This is a genomic window from Paraburkholderia nodosa DSM 21604 (assembly GCF_000519185.1).
GTDB lineage: Bacteria > Pseudomonadota > Gammaproteobacteria > Burkholderiales > Burkholderiaceae > Paraburkholderia > Paraburkholderia nodosa.
On record NZ_JAFA01000001.1, the window covers coordinates 26,018 to 43,489 of the forward strand.

Below are 17,472 nucleotides of genomic sequence, written 5' to 3' on the forward strand. Positions count from 1 at the left end.
TGTCTAGTTCTGGCCGCTGGTGCCTGTCATGCCCGTCATGCCACCAACGGCGGCGGTCGCTTCCTCGCGGCCCACGACCGGCGCCATGCCGCGTCCCGGCAGCGCGTTCAGCGCTTCGTAGCACGCGCCCATGGTGTGATAGTCGGTCTTGCCTGCGGGGCTCTTTTCGTCACTGTACTTGCGGTTGTCGCAGGTGAGGATGCGGTACCACGCACCGTAACGATGATCGACGAAATTCGCCCAGCTGTAGCGCCAGATTTCGTCGTACCAGTCCCAGAAGCGCTCGTTGCCGGTACGCTTGCCGAGCAGCGCCGCCGTGGCGAAGGTTTCCGCCTGCACCCAGAAGTACTTGTCGTGATCGCACACGGTGCCGTCCGGGCCGAAGCCGTAGTAGAGGCCGCCGTGATCGTTGTCCCAGGCGTGCGCCATGGCGGCGTCGAACAGTTCGATTGCGCGCGGCAGCAGCCACGGCAGCGGCCGGTGACGTTCGAGCAGCAAGAGCAGCTTCGCCCACTCCGTTTGATGGCCCGGCTGGAAGCCCCACGGGCGGAAGATGTTCGAGCTGTCTTCCTCGTTGTAGTGCCAGTCCACCGACCAGTCCGCGTGAAAGTGCTCCCACACGAGCCCTTGCGAGAGCTTCGCCTGGCGCAGCGTGATGTTCGAGGCCACGCGCTCGGCGCGGTCGAGATAGACGAGATGGCCCGTCGCCTCGTAGGCCGCGAGCAGCGCCTCGGTCGTGTGCATGTTGGCGTTCTGGCCGCGATAGCCCGAGACGATCCAGTCGGCGCTCGCCTCGTCGGCGTAAAGGCCCGCTGCGCCGTCCCAGAAGCGGTGTTCCATCAGATCGAAGGTCGCGCCGATCATCGGCCGCGCTTCCTCGATGCCGGCCATCGCCGCATGCGCGTAAGCGAGCAGCACGAACGCGAGGCCGTAGCAGTGACGCGTGGCGTCGAGCACGCGCTTCTTGCCGTCGCGCCAGTCGATCTCCCAGTCGTAGCCCTGCAGATGCGGGTCCCAGTGGCCCTCGCGCAGGAACTGCAGGCCGTGGCGCGCGTATTCGAGGTGCTGCGCATCGCCGAACTCGCGATACGCCATCGCATAGTTGAAGACGTAGCGGCAGCTGCTCACGAGGTGCCGCGAGTGCGCGTTGTAGATCGAGCCGTCGTCGCGGAAGTAGTGGAAGAAGCCGCCCGAGGGATCGAGCACGTTCGGCGCGTAGAAGCGCAGCGTGTCCTGCACGTGGCCGAGCAGGAAGCCGCGGTCGCGAAAGCTCGCGACGCCCGGTACGGCGACGGGTTGTGCGGTGGCGGAGGAGGCGGTGTCGGCGGTCATCGTCATGGCTTTCTCTTCTGTCCTGGACGTGGCTTCAGCGTATTTTCAATGTGTGTTCAGCGTGTTTCGACGGAGCGCCTCAGGCGCTCTGTGGCGTGCCTGCAGCGTGATGGACAGCGTGCGCGGCAACGAGGTTCGATGACGCCGCACCCAGCGTGCTCGCACGCGCGACGAGCTGTACCGGCAAACGGATTTCGCTCGCGGCAGGCGTCTCCTCGAGCAGCAGTTCGACGCCGCGCCGCCCGAGTGCTTCCTTGTCGACGGCGATCGTCGAGAGCGGCGGCGTGGCGTGCGTGGCGCCCGCGATATCGTCGAAACCGATGATGGCGATGTCCTCGGGCACGCGCAGGCCATTGGCGAGGCACACGCGCATGGCCGCGAGCGCGGCGGCGTCGTTGTAGGCGAACAGGGCGTCGGGCGGCGGGCGCGATGTGGCGCGCGCCGCGTCGATCAAACGCTGCATGGCGAGCGACGCGCCCGTGTCGGGATCGAGCCCGCCGTCGATCGTCGTTTCGAGCGACGGGTCGAACAACAGGCCCGCCTCGAAGAACGCGCGCCGGTAGCCGAGCGCGCGCTGCGCGATGCTGTAGTGCGCGAGCGAGCCGCCGATGAACGCAATGCGCCGCCGTCCCAGTTCGAACAGATGCTGCATGGCGAGCGCGGCGCCGGCCGCGTTGTCGATGTTCACCGAGCGCAGGCCCGGCGCCCACAGGTCGATCAGCACGAGCGGGCGTTGCAGCGCGACGAGCGCAGCGAGCATTTCCGGCTCGACGAAGCCCGCCACGGCGATGGCGTCGGGCGCGTGCAGGCGCAACTGCTGGACGGTGTCGTCGGCGGGGCCGGCGGTGAGCAGCGCGGGCACGATGCCGTGTTCGCGACAGGCGTCTTCCACGCCGTGCAGCACGTGCGAGAAGAACGGGCTAGCCGCGAAGTTGTTGTGCTGGCGGTGGAGCAGGAAGGTGAGCCGGCGAATGCGCGGACGCAGTTGCGCGCAGTCATAGCCGAGCGTGCGCGCGACTTCGACGATGCGCCCGCGCGTGGCCTCGGAGAGGCCCGGCTGGTTCTTCAACGCGCGCGACACCGTGCCGATCGACACGTTGGCGGCTTGCGCGACGTCACGAATGGTTGTCCCCATGATTCCTGGCTGGCGGTGGCGCGGTGAGCGTTCCGGGTGTGGTCAGGTGTGCGGCGATTGTATAGTAAAAACCTGTCCAAAAAACCCGAATCTACGTCTCGAATTCCAGGTAAATACCAGTAAACAATGAAATAAACGCAAACATTCATGTTTAGTAAAATTCACTAAACGGGCGCGGGCACGACGGTTGCGGAAAGCCGGACACCAACATTCGACTTACGGAGGCATCATGCTCGGCACCCTGCTTCTGGTCATTCTGATCCTGCTGCTCATTGGCGCGTTCCCAGCGTGGCCGCATAGCCGTTCATGGGGCTACGCGCCTTCGGGCACGCTCGGCATCATCGTCGTCGTGGTCGTCGTGCTGGTCTTGATGGGGACGATCTAGCGACGGCGCAGCAGTCAAGCAACGCAAGCAAAACGGGCCGGCGCGCGGCACCCGCCGCGCGGCCGGCCCGTTCATGTCCTGGGCTGCCGCAGGGGAGGTTCAGGCCGCTATGACCAACCGGCTTCGCCTGGTGTCGAGGCGAGTGTGGGCACGAGGTTGGCGCTCGCGCTGCCGTCGATCACGACGAGCCCGCTCGCTTCCTGCTTCGCGCGGCGCTTGGCGAGCGCCGCGAGCGAGGCGATGGCGTCGCTGCTGTGCTGCGCGCCCTCGCCCGGGGCGATGTACACGCAGCCGATCGCCATCGTCACGAAGGTGAAGAAGGTGGCGTTGCCGTGGCGATCCTCGCCGTGAATGCCGCCCGCGAGGCGGTCGCCCGGTGCATAGAAGCGCTGCGCGCCTTCGTTGAACGTTCCGATCGCCTGGCGCGCGCGCTCGCGCCACGTCTCGCTCTGGAACAGGATCAGGAAGTCGTCGCCGCCCACGTGGCCGAGGAAGTCGCGCGTGGGGTCGCAGACGTCGGCGAGCACCGTCGCCGCGAACTTCAGCACCTCGTCGCCTTGCCAATAGCCGTACTGATCGTTGAAGGGCTTGAACTGGTTCAGGTCGACGTAGCACGCGTGAAAGCCCGCGTCGTGCGACAGCAGACGCTCGATATGCGAGCTGATGGGGATATTGCCCGGCAGGAAGGTGAGCGGATTGGCGTAGCGTGCCGCCTGGATGCGCACCTCCGTCACGGCGCGCACGAGGCTCTCGCCAGTGCCGAGCCCGGCGTAGCGGCCGTTATCGGTGATGACGAAGCCATCGGCGAGATAGCGCTGGTCGTCGCTTACGAGCAGCGTCGCCATCTGCTCGACCGTCATCGACTGCTCGATCAGCACCGGCTGCGCGTTGGCGAATTGCAGGCAGGCCTTCTTGCCGAACAGCTCGCGGTGATACGGCAGCGCATAGCGGTCCATGAACGCGCGCCGGTTGATGAGCGCGACGGGGGCTTCGTCTTCCACCACGGCCACCGCGTGCAGATCGGGTTGACCGTTGAACAGTTCGAGCACGTCGTTGTTGGTCGCCTGGCGCGGCAGCGCGGGCGCGCGCACGAGCATCTTGCTGGCCGGCGCGCCGCCGCCCGCGGGCTGCGTGGCGGCGCTGCGCGTGGCCTCGGGGAACACGGCGATATGGTCCGCGCGAATCGCCTCGCGCGCTTCGCGGGCCAGCACGCGCAGCGGCTCCACGTTGGGGCGGCCGAAGAAAAAGCCCTGGCCGCAGTCGATGCCCATGTCGCGCAGCACGATCAGGTCGGCAGCGTTCTCGATGCCTTCCGCCACGAGCCGTGTGCCGCTCGCCTGCGCGAAATGCTGCACGGCGCGCACGGCTTCGAACTTGAGCGCGTCGTTGGCGATGTCGTGGATGAAGAAGCGGTCGATCTTCACGACATCGGGCTGCAACTGCACCCAGAGGTTGAGGCTCGCGTTGGCCGTGCCGTAGTCGTCGAGCGCGAACTGGGCGCCGGCCGCGCGCAGCGTCTCGACGACGGGCGAAAAGTTGCGCAAGTCGTGGATGGCGCTTTGCTCGGTGAGCTCGATCACGACGCGCGTGGGGTCGATCGGGCCGTCGAAGAGGGCGAGCGCGGCGTCGCCGTCGGCGGTGAGCTGGCGCAGCGCGTCGGCGCTGAAATTGAGGAACAGCTTGCCGGGGCAGTCGAGTCTCGCGAACGTTTCGATGCAGGTGCGGGCGGCCGCGCGTTCGAGCGCGGCGGTGCATTGTTCGTCGCCGGCGCGCGCGAAGAGGGCGGCGGGCGTTTCGAGCGGCGAGCCGGCCGGCCCGCGAATGAGGCCTTCGTAGCCGAGGATCGCGCCACCCTCGAAATCGACGATGGGCTGGAAGACGGCGCGCAGCTGGCGCTGGGCGATCAGCGCCCCGACGCCGGGCGCCGCGTGCAGGAGTGGCGCGGGAGCAGACATGGACAGGCCGGAACGGGCGAAGACGATGAACTTAACGGCATATGATCGGATGAATTAAATGAAATTTTGGTGACAGTGCCGCGATGTCCAATCTTTGGGCGTGCGGCGCATGCGCGCGTGATGCGGGGAGGGGGCTGGCGGAGGAGAGTGGGACGCCGGGAGCTAGCCACGGCGTTTGCTGCAGCAGGGCGGCGGTTTCTCGCCGCCCCGAGTGATGTACTGAACGCCGTTTAGCGGCGCGCGGCGGTGGCGGTGCGTTCGCTCGCGCCGGCGCGCGATTCGTCGCCCGCGCTGGCGGCGCGCTCGGCGCTCATGTCGCGGGCACCCCAGCGCTGGGCGAGCGCCGCGCACACCATCAACTGGATCTGGTGAAACAGCATGAGCGGCAGCACGACCGCGCCCACGGCGTTCGAGGCGAAGATGACCTTCGCCATCGGCACGCCGGCCGCGAGGCTCTTCTTCGAGCCACAGAAAATGATGGTGATCTGGTCGGCGCGCGAGAAGCCGAGCTTCTTGCTCGTGAATATCGTGATGCCGAGCGCGAGCGCGAGCAGCACGGCATTCACCACGAGCAGGCCGCCGAGTGCGGTGAGCGGAATGTGATGCCAGAGCCCTTCGTTCACGGCCTCGGAAAACGCGCCGAACACCACCAGCAGGATCGAGCCCTGATCGACGAACTTGAGCACGCCCTTGTTGCGCTCGATCCAGCGGCCGATCACCGGGCGCAGCAACTGGCCCGCCACGAACGGCACGAGCAGTTGCAGCACGATGTTCCACACGGTGTGCCAGGCCGAGCCGCCGCTCGCGCTCTGGTTCGTGACGATCAGGCTCACGAGCGCGGGCGTGACGAAAATGCCGATCAGGCTCGACGCCGAAGCGCTGCAAACGGCGGCGGGCACGTTGCCGCGCGCAATCGAGGTGAACGCAATGGACGACTGCACCGTGGAGGGCAGCGTGCAGAGGAACAGCACGCCCGCGTAGAGCGCCGGGGTGACGAGCGGCGAAAGCACGGGCTTGAGCGCGAGGCCCAGCGCCGGAAACAGCACGAAGGTGCTGAGCAGCACGACGATGTGCAGCCGCCAGTGCGTCGCACCGGCGACGATCGCCTCGCGCGAGAGCTTGGCGCCGTGCAGGAAGAACAGCAGGCCGACGGCCACATTGGTCAGCCAGTTGAAACCGGTGGCGGCCTGGCCGTGCACCGGGAACAGGCTCGCAAGAATCACCGTGCCGACGAGGCAAAGGGTGAAGTTATCGGGCAGGAATTTCGGACGTGCCATCGGACAATCTCAAATGCGCGCCTGGGCGCCTGGCTGCGCGCAGATCGATGTGCGTGCAACGGGTGAATCGGGACGTCTATTGTCGGCGCAAGCCGATTGAAAAAGCAAATTCATTTGAAGCATCGATTCATGATGGATGCGCATGTATCGCCGGCATCGATGTCCCTTTATGCCGGATTCCTCATCGACGAGCGAGGGTATTCCCGAGCCGCAAAAGTCTTCAGGAGTCCGCGCATTCTTCAGATGTTCAGGCTTGCTCAAACATAAAACGAACCGCGCTCACACCTGCTCGGAGAGCCTTGCCAGGCGGCCTTCCGAGGGCGCATCCGAAGCCGGAAAACCCAGCAGTAACATGGTGTTACAACCCTTCGGGCGGCATAACATCTTTTGGCTCGACACCCATTCAGCACGCCCATAAATTACCGTCAAAGGACGCCCGGACCGTTGTGGCGGCAATCGTTACGCGCTCGCGCGGCGAGCGTCCCGGGACTGGCCCGCCATGGCCCGAGTGGCGGGTTGCCAAAGCGCGAACGTCGGGCAGGTGAAACGTCACAATGCACGCAGGGTTGTCAAAACTGGGACAGTGGGTCTTGGGGGCCGGATTAGCGGCCTTCGTTGCGCTCGCCCATGCTCAGCCCGGTTTTCCAGGGCACGGCGGGGGCGGCGGCTTCGCGCGCGCGCCTTCCATGCCCGCGATGCCCGCCATGCACTCGATGCCCGCGCCGCGCGGTGGCATGTCGTTGGGCGGCGGCTACCGCGGCGCCCCTGAGCGCGGCCGCGGCCCGGCCGCTTACGCCGGTGCCGCTTCGCCCATGCGCGTGGCCGACCAGGGCGGCCGCTATGAGCGCGGCGGCAATCGTGCGCCGAACCAGTGGCAAGGTCAGGTCCAGCAGCAGGCTCCCCATCGCGACTACAGCTATGGCACGCCGTTCGGCGGCTCCGGCGGCGGCTATCGCGGCAATCCCATCACGCCCGTGAGCGCGGAATCGCGCCAGGTGCCGCATCCGCCGGCCGACTCGCCGGTGCGCGCGGGCTCGATCCGCGAAGACGTCGCCCGCTACAACGAGGAGCGCGGCGGTACCTACCGGCCATTCCCGCGCAACGGCGGCGAGGTCCCGCGTCCGCCCATGCCTTCGCCTTATCGCAATTGAGCGCGGCCTCGCGGCCCGCTTTTGTTTTCTTCCCCCCGCACGCTTTCTCCCGCTTTCTTCATTTGATTCTCCTCGGGATTCGCTTCAGGCATTGACCTGCTAGCGCCGCCGAAACACGTCCAAAACAAGGTGCGTTCGTCCACGCCGCGAAAACTGACGCGTGGATACCACACTTTTTTGGAAATCTCTCGTCATACAGAACCCTTTCGTCTCAAATCTCGCTTTCGTTTCGGCGGCGCGTCATTCGCAGCCCCGCGCGTGCGGCAGCGGCCCGCTGGGCGCGGCCCGGCAGGCTGCGATTCATCGTGACGCAGCGCAACGCAAAGCGGCGTCGGCAGCGGCAAACCGGGTTCGATCGACGGCAAACTAATCCGCCCGATATACCGGCAATAACACCGCTTATTTTTGACCATAAAAATGGTCCGCAAAGATGGATCCGCCCAGAACGGCCACGCGTGCGAACGACGAAAAAACCAAGCTTTGCGCGAGCGCCTCAGCCGCCCGACACCCTTTTTTGACAAAGACTGGAGAACCCATGAATACAACGGTCAGCCGCGCGCTGCGCACTACCCTGAAGGCGAGCGCGCTCGCCGCTGTTCTTGCCGCCGCGTCGTCGTCGGCGTTTGCGCAGTCGAGCGTCCAGCTCTACGGCCAGGTCGACGAGTGGGTCGGGGCGACGAAATTTCCGGGCAGCCAGACCGCCTGGAACGTGGGCGGCGGGGGCATGTCCACGTCGTACTGGGGCATGAAGGGATCTGAAGATCTGGGCGGCGGCTACAAGGCGATCTTCACGCTGGAAAGCTTCTTCCGCGCGCAGAACGGCCAGTACGGCCGCTTCGCGGGCGACACGTTCTTCGCGCGCAATGCGTACGTCGGCCTCGAATCGCCGTACGGCACGGTCACGGCGGGGCGCCTGACGACGCAGCTATTCGTCTCGACGATTCTCTTCAACCCGTTCATCGATTCGTACACCTTCTCGCCGATGGTGTACCACGTGTACCTCGGCCTCTCGACGTTCCCGACCTACACGACCGACCAGGGCGTGGTGGGCGACTCGGGCTGGAACAACGCCGTGCAGTACTCGACGCCTAACTTCAACGGCCTCTCGGGTTCGGCCATGTATGCGTTCGGCAACCAGGCCGGCCAGAACGGCTCGAAGAAGTGGAGCGTGCAGGGCCTGTATTTCCATGGCCCGTTCGCGGCCACGGCGGTCTATCAGTACGTGAACTTCAACAACACGCCGGGCGACATCGGCAGCATCGTGAGCGGCGACACGACCATCATCGGCCTGAAGAGCCAGGGCGTGGCGCAGGTCGGCCTCTCGTACGACCTCAAGTACGTGAAGTTCTTCGGCCAGTACATGTACACGGCGAACTGGCAGCAGGTGGGCAGCTGGCACGTCAACACCGCCCAGGGCGGCGTGACGGTCCCGGCCGGCCCGGGCACGGTCATGGCGTCGTATGCGTACTCGCGCGACGGCGGCGGCCTGAACCAGACGCGCCAGACGGCGGCTATCGGCTACGACTACCCGCTCTCCAAGCGCACGGACGTCTACGCCGCGTACATGTACGACCACTTCGACAACATGTCGAGCGGCCAGACCTACGGCGTGGGCCTGCGCGCGAAGTTCTAAACGGCGCAGCCTGTAACGTCGCCGTTCGATGCAAAAACCCCGCGCTATGTGCAGCGCGGGGTTTTTGCTTTCTGGGCCGCCCGATATAAAGCACGCCTGCGCGTTTCAACACCCGCATTTGATAAAACGAGGAAAATATCGCCGATTGATTCCCATTCTTTGATGTTCGAATTGAAGGCCGCGCAATGGATACCCTCGTCAGCATGAAAGTGTTCCGCCAGGTGGTGGAGGCGGGCAGCTTCGTCGCGGCGGCCGAGCGCATGAACATGTCCGCCGCGATGGCGAGCAAGCATGTGATGCATCTGGAGCAGCAGCTCGGCGCGCGCCTGTTGAACCGCACCACGCGCCGCGTCGCGCCCACCGAGGCGGGACGCGAGTATTACGAGCGCGTGGCCCAGGCGCTCACCGAACTCGACGAGGCCGGCCAGGCGGTGGGCGCGGCGAGCGTGGTGCCGCAGGGGCGCCTGCGCGTGTCGTCGCTCACGGCGTTCGGGCTGCGTCATGTGATGGGCGCGGTCGCCGACTACGCCGCCGGCTATCCGCAGGTGACCGTCGACATCACGCTGTCCGACCGCGTGGTCGAGCTGATCGACGAGGGCTTCGACGTGGCGATCCGCGCCGCGCCTTCGGGGCTCAAGTCGTCTTCGCTGATCGCGCGGCCGCTCGCCACCGCGCACATCGTGCTGTGCGCCTCGCCCGAGTACCTGCGCCGCCACGGCGCGCCGAAAACCGTGGCCGATCTCGCGCGGCACAACTTCGTTCAGTACGCGGGGGCTTCGGCCCAGGAACTCGCACCGTTCGCGGAGGGCGCGGGCGGCATGAAACCGAAGCCGGGCGGCAACCTCATCGTCAATCACCTGGAAGCGCTGCGCGTGGTGGTGCTGCAAGGCGGCGGGCTGTCGATGCTCGGCACCGAGGTGGTGGGCGACGATATCGCCGAGGGGCGCCTCGTGCCGCTGCTCGTCGACGCACTGCCGCCGCGCGAGCTGCCGATCTACGCCGTGTACGCGAGCCGCCGCCATCTCTCGGCGAAGGTGCGCTCGTTCGTCGATTTCCTTGCCGCGCGCTTTTCGGAGCGCGAACTCTGGCCGGGCGTCGAGGCGATCCGCGCGGCGGCGGTCAACGCCGACGCCGCACGGATTGCGTCTGCCCGAGGCTGAAACCGGGCCCGCCTGCGCTCAGCGGCCCACGCCCAGCCGCGCCTTCGTCGCCTCGTACTCGTGCTTCAGGCGCGCCACGAGATCCGCCACCGAGGGCACGTCGTCCATCAGGCCGACGGCCTGGCCCGCACCCCACACGTCTTTCCAGGCCTTGGCCTTCGAGGTGCCCGCGCCGAAGTCCATCTTCGACTTGTCCGACTCGGGCAGCGCATCGGGATCGAGCCCGACGTTCACGATGCTCTCGCGGATATAGTTGCCGTGCACGCCCGTGAAGAGGTTCGTGTAGACGATGTCCGCGGCTTTCGCTTCGAGAATGGCGTGCTTGTAGTCGTCCACGGCGTGCGCCTCTTTCGTCGCGATGAAGCGCGTGCCCATGTAGGCGAGGTCCGCGCCCATGGCCTGGGCGGCGAGGATCGAGCCGCCGTTGGCGATCGCGCCCGACAGCACGATCGGGCCGTCGAAGATGCGCCGCACTTCGCCTACCAGCGCGAACGGCGAGGTCGTGCCAGCATGGCCGCCCGCGCCCGCGGCCACGAGGATCAGGCCGTCCACGCCCGCTTCGAGCGCCTTGGCGGCGTGGCGCAGGTTGATGACGTCGTGCAGCACGATGCCGCCGTAGCTGTGCACCGCGTCGAGCAGTTCGCGCGGCGGCGCGCGCAGGCTCGTGATGAAGATCGGCACATGGTGCTCGACGCACACGCGCACGTCGTGCTCGAGCCGCGCATTCGACTGATGCACGATCTGGTTGACGGCGATCGGCCCGATCACGGCCTCGGGGTTCGCGCGCTTGTGCGCGGTGAGTTCCTCCCGGATCTGCGTAAGCCAGACGCCCAGTTCCTCGGCGGGGCGCGCGTTGAGCGCCGGAAACGAACCGACGATGCCCGCCTTGCACTGCGCGAGCACCAGCTCCGGATAGCTGACGATGAACATCGGCGAGCCCACGACGGGCAGTGAGAGATTTTGCAGGACGGCGGGCAGTGCCATGGGGAGGTCTCCTTGCGGCGCTTCGATAGACGGCGGGGGCGCGAAAACGGCCGTTCGATTATAGGCGTGGGGTCGATCGGGCATCGCGCGTGCGGATCCCTCGTGCGGTTTTCGAGGGAGTGTTCGGTTTCTACCGCTGCGAGCCCAAAAGCACATTTTCGAGCCGCGCTCGCCTCATACAATGACCGCAGACCAACAAACACAAGAGACTAGCCCCATGCCTTTCGACGGATTCCAGCCTTTCACCGTTCGCACTGCGGGCGGCGTAGACATCTGCGGCGTGAAGGGCGGCGACGGACCGCCGCTGTTGCTGCTGCACGGCCATCCGCAGACGCATATGATCTGGCACCGGTGCGCTTCCTCGCTCGCGCAGCACTTCACCGTCATCGCGACGGATCTGCGCGGCTACGGCGCTTCCTCGAAACCGGCCAGCGACGACACACACGCCGCCTATTCGAAACGCGCGATGGCGGCCGATCAGGTCGAAGTCATGCGCCACTTCGGCCACGAGCGATTTCTCGTGTGCGCGCACGACCGCGGCGCGCGCGTCGCGCACCGCATGGCGCTCGACCACGCCGACGCCGTCGAGCGGCTCATGCTGCTCGACATCGCGCCCACGCTCGCCATGTACGAACAGACCGACCGCGAGTTCGCCACGCTCTACTTCCACTGGTTCTTCCTGATCCAGCCCGAGCCGCTGCCGGAGACGCTGATCGAAGCGAACCCGGACGTTTATATCGAGCGCGTCATGGGCAGCCGTCACGCGGGCCTCGCACCCTTCGCGCCGAAGGCGCTGGGCGCCTACCGCGCGGCGCTGCGCCAGCCGGGCGCCGTGCATGCGATGTGCGAGGACTACCGCGCCTCGGCCACCATCGACCTCGAGCACGACCGCGCCGATCTCGAGCGCGGCAACAAGGTGGCGTGCCCGCTGCGCGTGCTGTGGGGCGCGGAAGGCGTGATCGAGCGCTGCTTCGACCCGCTCGCCGAATGGCGCAAGGTGGCGCGCGACGTGAGCGGGCGTGCGTTGCCGTGCGGCCATTACATTCCCGAAGAGGCGAGCGAGGCGCTGGTCGAGGAGATGCTGGCGTTCTTCGAGACCACGGAACGCTGACGGGCTGCCGCGCCCGGGTTTCAGCGCCCGGGCTTCAGCGTAGCGGCGGCAGGCGGCGCGGCACCGGCGTGGACTTGACGATGGCCGTGCTGGTTTCGGCGCGCTCGGTGACTTTCGCGAGAATCTCGTCGAGCTGATCGATCGAATGCAGAAAAAGCCGGGCGATGAAGCAGTCGTCGCCCGTGACCTTGTCGCACTCGACGAATTCGGGAATGCGCCGCAGCACCTCTTCCACCAGATGCAATTGTCCGGGCAGCGGCTTCACGCGCACGATGGCCTGCAAGGTGTAGCCGAGCGCGCGCGGATCGATCTGCACCGTATAGCCGCCAATCACGCCTTGCGCTTCGAGCCGGCGCAGCCGCTCGGACGTGCTCGGCCCCGACAGCCCCACGTGCTTGGCCAGTTCGGCGACGCTTGCGCGGGCGTCCTCGGCGAGGGCCGCGAGCAGCATGCGGTCGATGTCGTCGAGCGGGGCCGCGGCGGGCGTTGGGTTCGGACGTCGGTTCATGATTGCGCGGGTGCTCCGCCAGGTTGGCCTTTCAATCGAAGGCAAGTCTTGCCTCTCGCCTAAGTTTAGCCATGTATTCCTCGCCTTGCAGCCGATAAACTGGCTTGCAGATGCGAAGGGCTGCGCGCCCTTCGTGCGCTACAACGAGGATGCAAGCTCATGTCTTCCACCACTCCTGAAATTCGCCGCGGCGCCGCCGAGATGATCGTTGCGATGCTGATGTCCGGCACCATCGGCTGGCTCGTGGTCGCCTCGCGGCAGGCCCCGATCAACATCGCCTTTTTGCGCTGTGTGCTGGGCGGCGCGACGCTCACGCTCGTGTGCGCCGCGCTCGGCCTGCTGCGCCGCAAGCACCTGCCGCCGCGCACGCTCGCGCTCGCCGTGCTGGGGGGCGCGGCCATCGTCGCGAACTGGGTGCTGCTGTTCGCCGCCTATTCGCGTGCGTCGATCTCCATGGCCACGGCTGTCTACAACACGCAGCCGTTCATGCTGGTCGGTCTGGGCGTGGTCATTTTGCGCGAGCGCGTGAGCGCTTCGACGCTCGCGTGGCTGGCGGTGGCCTTCCTCGGTCTCGTGTGCGTAGTCGAGGTGCAGCCCGCCGTGCTCGCGGTGCCCGGCGAGTATCTGCAGGGCGTGGCCTACGCGGCGGGCGCGGCGTTTCTCTACGCGATCTCGTCGATCATCACGCGCCATCTCAAGGGCACGCCGCCCCACCTCATCGCGCTCGTGCAACTCGCGTTCGGCGCGCTCGCGCTCGCGCCGTTCATCCACTACGGCACGCTGCCGGCCACCCCGCTGCACTGGGCGCAGCTCGTCACGCTCGGCGTCGTGCACACGGGCATCATGTACGTGCTGCTCTACGGCGCGATCCAGAAGCTGCCCACGGCGATGACCGGTGCGCTCTCGTTCATCTACCCCGTGGTCGCGATCCTCGTGGACTGGTTCGCGTTCGGCCAGCGCCTCGCGTGGATCCAGGTGGTGGGCGCCGCGCTCATCCTGGTCGCGGCGGCGGGCGTGAACCTCGGCTGGCGGATCGTGCCGCAGCGGCGGGACACGCGTTCGGCCTGAGGCGTCGCGAGCGCGCCGCGCTGGTGCGGCGCTTCGGCATGCGGCGGTTGGCGCGCGGGCAGCATAATGTCGCGATTCGAACCCGCGACTCCCTGCTCCTCATGACGCCTTCGCACGCCCCACGGGACGAAGCCGAACTCACGCGCGCCAAGCGCCAGGCGCTGGCGTTTCTGCTGGTTGCGGCGCTCGTCTTCGCCGGCACGGCGCTTTTTTTCCCGCCAGGCGTCGTGACGGACGGCGTCAAGTCCGTGAGCGAAGCCGCAATGGTCGGCGGCCTGGCCGACTGGTTCGCGGTGGTTGCGCTGTTCCGGCGCGTCCCGATTCCGTTCGTTTCGGCGCATACGGGCGTGATTCCGCGCAACAAGGAACGCATCGCCGACGAACTCGCCGCCTTCGTGCGCGACAAGTTTCTCGACGTGGGTTCGCTCGTCGGGTTGATCCGGCGCCACGATCCGGTGGCGCGGCTTTCCAGCTGGCTCACCGCGCCGCAGAATGCGCAGCGCCTCGGCGACTACGCGGTGCGCATGATGTCGGGCGTGCTCGGCCTCACCGATGACGCGCGCATCCAGAGCTTCATCCGCGACAGCCTGCACGCGGCGCTCGCACGCGTCGACTTCTCGAAGTCGGCGGGTGCGATTCTCGACACGCTCACCCGGGACGGCCGCCACCAGGAGCTGCTCGACCAGATGCTCGAGCAGCTCGCCATCCTGTTGCGCGACGAGGGCACGCGCGCGTTCGTCGCATCGGCCATCGTCGACTGGCTCAAGAGCGACTATCCGACGACCGAGAAGTTTTTGCCGAGTGAGTGGATCGGCGAGAGCGGCGCGCGCGTGGTGGAAAGCGCCGTGAACCGGCTGCTGCTGCAGGTGAGCGAGGATCGCGAACACCATCTGCGCCAGAAGTTCGATGAGGTCGTGGAAAAGCTGATCGTGAAGCTGAAGAGCGATCCGGCGTTCCTGCGCAAGGGCGAGGAGCTGAAGGCGAGCCTGCGCGAGGGCGGCGCGCTCAACGATTACACGCGCGCGCTGTGGGACAGCCTGCGCGCGTGGCTGCGCGACGATCTGGAGCGCGAAGACTCGGCGCTGCACGCGAAGGTCGCCGCAACGGGCCAGTGGCTAGGCGAGACGCTCGCCGCCGACGCCGACCTGCGCGCCTCGCTCAACGGCCATCTCGAAGACGCCGCGCGCACCATGGCGCCCGACTTCGCGCGTTACCTCACGCATCACATTCGCGACACCGTGAAGAACTGGGATACACGCGAGACGGCGCGGCTCATCGAATTGAAAATCGGCAAGGATCTGCAGAAAATCCGCGTGAACGGCACGGTGATCGGCGGCGCGATCGGGCTAGGGCTCTACCTGTGTTCGCATCTGTTCGAGCTTGTGCGGCTCAAGCTCGGGTAGTGAGATTGATTCGGATTCCAGATGAATGGATCCTGCGACGATGCGCCAGGCCTGCGGGCGTAGGTCATCTGTAGGGAAATCACTGATGCTTCGGGAATTCTGGCGCGAGTATCATGCCTTCGACAGTTTGATCACGTCAGAGCTAATTCCAACGCTCGTCCGGAAACGGACGAGCGTTTTTTTTCGCGCTTTTCCCGCTTTCTCCAGGTAGCGCCGCTAGACCGCTGTTGCCGGGGCTTCGAGGCGTTCGCCGTCCACGACCAGCGCGCCGCTCTTCGCCAGTTCCCCAGCCAGTTCGCGCAGCAGCCCCGGCCACGCGCTGCGCGGAGCGAGTTGCTGCGCAGCGGCGTGCAGGGAGGCGGCGTTTTCCAGCATCGCCAGTAGCGAGTCGAAGGTCAACGCGCGCACTTCCAGCAGCTTGAAGACGATCAGCACCTTGAGCGCGTTCTTCGCGTTGCGGGCCGGGTCGGCGCGCAGCCAGGCGAGGCGCGAGAACGCGCGCTCCAGCGCCGCCTCGACGTTCGTGAACGGCTTGCCGTGGCCCGGAATCACCACGCGCACGTCGAGCTTCGCGATGGCTTCGAGCACCGCGTGCTGCTCGGCGAACCCGCTTTCGCCTTCGAGCTCGGGAAAAATCACGCCGAAGCCATTCTCCCAAAGCGCATCGGCGCTGATGAGCAGGCGCGGCCCGCCTGCGTAGAGCATCACGGAGTCGGGGTCGTGCCCCGGCGCGCCGATCACCTCCCATTCGAAGCCTCCTAGCGCGAGCCGTTCGCCCGCCGCGAGCGTGCCTGTGAACGCGAATCGGTCGCAGGTCTGCCCGGTGGCGAGAAAGCTCAAGCGCGCCTCGTCCCACTCGCGCACGATCGTTGCACTCGCCGCGGGGATCAGCGTCGCGCAGGGCCATTGCGCCTGCAGTCGCGCGTTGCCGCCGCAATGGTCGGAGTGCAAGTGCGTGTTGACGATGAGATCGAGTGCTCGCTGGCCGAGCGCGTGGCGCACGAGCGCGAGCGTCTGTTCGGCGTGCGTGGCGTAGCCGGTATCGACGAGTGCGGCGCGCGCCTCATCGACGAGCAGCACGTTGTTCGACGACAGCCAGCCGCGCTCGAACACGCGGATCGATTCAGGGAGTGTGGGCGCGTCGCTCATGCGTGTGCCGATGCGTGCTCGGGTTTGGGCATGACGAGGATCGTCGCGCGCCCTACCACGAGCGTTTCGCCTTTCTGGTTCACGGCCTCGCCCACGAGCTTCACGAGATCGCCGTTCAGGCTCGGCTTCCACCACGCTTCATCCACGCGCCACTCGAACGTGATCGTGTCGTTCGCGTGTGCGGCGCGCTTGAGCTTCATGTCGAATTCGAGCCCGAGCGGTTGCGCGTACTGCGAGTAGTGCGTGGCGAGCAGCGCCATGAAATGCGCGGTGGGCTGCGTGCCCGATGCAATCAGGCCGCCAAAGCGGCTTTGCGCCGCGTAGGCTTCGTCGTGGTGCAGCGGGTTCAGATCGTTCACGAGCAGTCCGAACGATTTCACCGATTCGGGCGTGAGTTGAAGCGTCGAGCGGAACGTCTCGCCGACCGTAACGACGCGGGCAAGCGCGTTCATTGTTTTTCTCCTTGCGACGCGAAGCGCTGCGCGACCCATTCGGCGTGCCGCGTCTCGATCGCATCCCAGACGGCGCGCTTCGCTGCGTCGTCGAGCGTGGACCAGCCGGCAATCTCGTCGATGGTGCGCAGGCAGCCCTCGCACAAGCCGCTGCGCGCATCCATGCGGCAGATGTTGATGCAAGGCGAAGGCGGCGGCGTGACGGCGTCGTGAAGCGCGGTCATGCTCACGCGTCGCGCAGCGCGACGTCCACCACGGGCGCGCCGGTCAGCGCTTCCAGTTCCTGTGGCGAGAGGTTGAACACCGCATGCGGATGGCCGGCCGCGGCCCACAGGCTTTCTAGCTCGAACAGATCGGCGTCGATCAGCGTGACGGGCGTCGTGGCGTGGCCGATGGGGCACACGCCGCCAATGGCGTAGCCGGTCTTCTCGCGCACGAACTTTGCGTCGGCGCGGCCGATCTCGCCCACGTGCGCGGCCACTTTCTTTTCGTCCACGCGGTTTGCGCCGCTCGCGATCACGAGCACGGGCGCGTCGTCTTCGCGGCGGCGGAACAGGATCGACTTCGCGATCTGCGCGACTTCGCAGCCAAGACCCGCGGCGGCTTCGGCGGAAGTCTTGCCGGTCTCGGGCAGCATCACGACCGGCCTGGCGTGGCCGCGCTCGCGCAGCATCAGGGCGACACGGCGCGCGGAGTCGGGCAGGGCGTCGAGGTTGTCGAGGGTTTCCGTCATGAGTTGATTTCCTTCGTACTGCGATTCGATGGGTCG

At 66.7% G+C, this 17,472-nt stretch carries 17 protein-coding genes; 7 read left to right on the forward strand and 10 right to left on the reverse strand.

Features of this window, described 5'->3' with window-relative positions:
- Nucleotides 1-3: 3 nt before the first annotated feature.
- Complete coding sequence (locus tag A3CW_RS44690) at nt 4-1,338, reverse strand: AGE family epimerase/isomerase (protein ID WP_081771466.1); 1,335 nt, start codon at nt 1,336-1,338, stop codon at nt 4-6.
- A gap of 73 nt (nt 1,339-1,411) precedes the next feature.
- Nucleotides 1,412-2,467, reverse strand: coding sequence for a LacI family DNA-binding transcriptional regulator (locus tag A3CW_RS44695; RefSeq protein ID WP_051481074.1), 1,056 nt, complete (start codon nt 2,465-2,467; stop codon nt 1,412-1,414).
- A gap of 229 nt (nt 2,468-2,696) precedes the next feature.
- Between A3CW_RS44695 and A3CW_RS50720 the strand changes: the two genes are divergently transcribed.
- Nucleotides 2,697-2,852, forward strand: a complete 156-nt coding sequence (locus A3CW_RS50720; protein WP_035512102.1) for a DUF3309 family protein — start codon at nt 2,697-2,699, stop codon at nt 2,850-2,852.
- Nucleotides 2,853-2,959: 107 nt separating this feature from the next.
- On the opposite strand, the gene A3CW_RS44705 is transcribed toward A3CW_RS50720, so the two are convergent.
- Nucleotides 2,960-4,807: an EAL domain-containing protein gene (locus A3CW_RS44705; protein WP_051481075.1), complete on the reverse strand. Its 1,848-nt coding sequence runs from the start codon at nt 4,805-4,807 to the stop codon at nt 2,960-2,962.
- 230 nt (nt 4,808-5,037) lie between these two features.
- Complete coding sequence (locus A3CW_RS0100145) at nt 5,038-6,084, reverse strand: bile acid:sodium symporter family protein (protein ID WP_028201742.1); 1,047 nt, start codon at nt 6,082-6,084, stop codon at nt 5,038-5,040.
- Between the two features lie 590 nt (nt 6,085-6,674).
- On the opposite strand from A3CW_RS0100145, the gene A3CW_RS50025 reads away from it, so the two are divergent.
- From A3CW_RS50025 to A3CW_RS0100160, 3 genes are all read left to right on the forward strand, one after another.
- On the forward strand, nt 6,675-7,235 hold the full coding sequence (locus A3CW_RS50025) for a hypothetical protein (RefSeq protein ID WP_154677821.1): 561 nt from the start codon (nt 6,675-6,677) through the stop codon (nt 7,233-7,235).
- Between the two features lie 535 nt (nt 7,236-7,770).
- Nucleotides 7,771-8,868 carry a porin gene (locus A3CW_RS0100155; RefSeq protein ID WP_028201743.1) on the forward strand — a complete coding sequence of 366 codons (1,098 nt, stop codon included), beginning with the start codon at nt 7,771-7,773 and terminating at the stop codon, nt 8,866-8,868.
- A 185-nt stretch (nt 8,869-9,053) separates the two neighbouring features.
- Entirely contained in the window at nt 9,054-10,028 is a 975-nt protein-coding gene (locus A3CW_RS0100160; RefSeq protein ID WP_028201744.1) for a LysR family transcriptional regulator, read from the forward strand.
- A gap of 18 nt (nt 10,029-10,046) precedes the next feature.
- Here A3CW_RS0100160 and A3CW_RS0100165 read toward each other — a convergent pair whose 3' ends face one another.
- Nucleotides 10,047-11,012 carry an NAD(P)H-dependent flavin oxidoreductase gene (locus A3CW_RS0100165; RefSeq protein ID WP_028201745.1) on the reverse strand — a complete coding sequence of 322 codons (966 nt, stop codon included), beginning with the start codon at nt 11,010-11,012 and terminating at the stop codon, nt 10,047-10,049.
- A gap of 217 nt (nt 11,013-11,229) precedes the next feature.
- On the opposite strand from A3CW_RS0100165, the gene A3CW_RS0100170 reads away from it, so the two are divergent.
- A complete protein-coding gene (locus A3CW_RS0100170; RefSeq protein WP_028201746.1) occupies nt 11,230-12,123 on the forward strand; it encodes an alpha/beta fold hydrolase in 894 nt (297 codons plus the stop codon).
- Nucleotides 12,124-12,157: 34 nt separating this feature from the next.
- Here A3CW_RS0100170 and A3CW_RS0100175 read toward each other — a convergent pair whose 3' ends face one another.
- On the reverse strand, nt 12,158-12,631 hold the full coding sequence (locus A3CW_RS0100175; RefSeq protein ID WP_028201747.1) for an Lrp/AsnC family transcriptional regulator: 474 nt from the start codon (nt 12,629-12,631) through the stop codon (nt 12,158-12,160).
- 159 nt (nt 12,632-12,790) lie between these two features.
- Between A3CW_RS0100175 and A3CW_RS0100180 the strand changes: the two genes are divergently transcribed.
- Both A3CW_RS0100180 and A3CW_RS0100185 read left to right on the forward strand, forming a co-directional pair.
- Nucleotides 12,791-13,699, forward strand: a complete 909-nt coding sequence (locus A3CW_RS0100180) for a DMT family transporter (RefSeq protein WP_028201748.1) — start codon at nt 12,791-12,793, stop codon at nt 13,697-13,699.
- Nucleotides 13,700-13,800: 101 nt separating this feature from the next.
- Nucleotides 13,801-15,102: a DUF445 domain-containing protein gene (locus A3CW_RS0100185; RefSeq protein ID WP_028201749.1), complete on the forward strand. Its 1,302-nt coding sequence runs from the start codon at nt 13,801-13,803 to the stop codon at nt 15,100-15,102.
- Nucleotides 15,103-15,318: 216 nt separating this feature from the next.
- Here the strand turns inward: A3CW_RS0100185 and A3CW_RS0100190 are convergent, their stop codons facing one another.
- Genes A3CW_RS0100190 through A3CW_RS0100205 form a run of 4 tightly spaced genes read right to left on the reverse strand, consistent with a single transcriptional unit; the run spans nt 15,319 to nt 17,436 of the window.
- Nucleotides 15,319-16,251, reverse strand: coding sequence for an MBL fold metallo-hydrolase (locus A3CW_RS0100190; protein ID WP_028201750.1), 933 nt, complete (start codon nt 16,249-16,251; stop codon nt 15,319-15,321).
- The gene (locus A3CW_RS0100195; RefSeq protein WP_028201751.1) at nt 16,248-16,703 is read right to left on the reverse strand and encodes a MaoC family dehydratase; all 456 of its coding nucleotides are present in this window, start codon (nt 16,701-16,703) and stop codon (nt 16,248-16,250) included. The genes A3CW_RS0100190 and A3CW_RS0100195 overlap by 4 nt, the downstream gene beginning before the upstream one ends.
- Entirely contained in the window at nt 16,700-16,927 is a 228-nt protein-coding gene (locus A3CW_RS0100200; protein WP_028201752.1) for a DUF1289 domain-containing protein, read from the reverse strand. Before A3CW_RS0100200 ends, A3CW_RS0100195 begins: the two co-directional genes overlap by 4 nt.
- A 2-nt stretch (nt 16,928-16,929) precedes the next feature.
- Nucleotides 16,930-17,436, reverse strand: a complete 507-nt coding sequence (locus A3CW_RS0100205) for a YbaK/EbsC family protein (protein WP_028201753.1) — start codon at nt 17,434-17,436, stop codon at nt 16,930-16,932.
- Nucleotides 17,437-17,472: the final 36 nt, after the last annotated feature.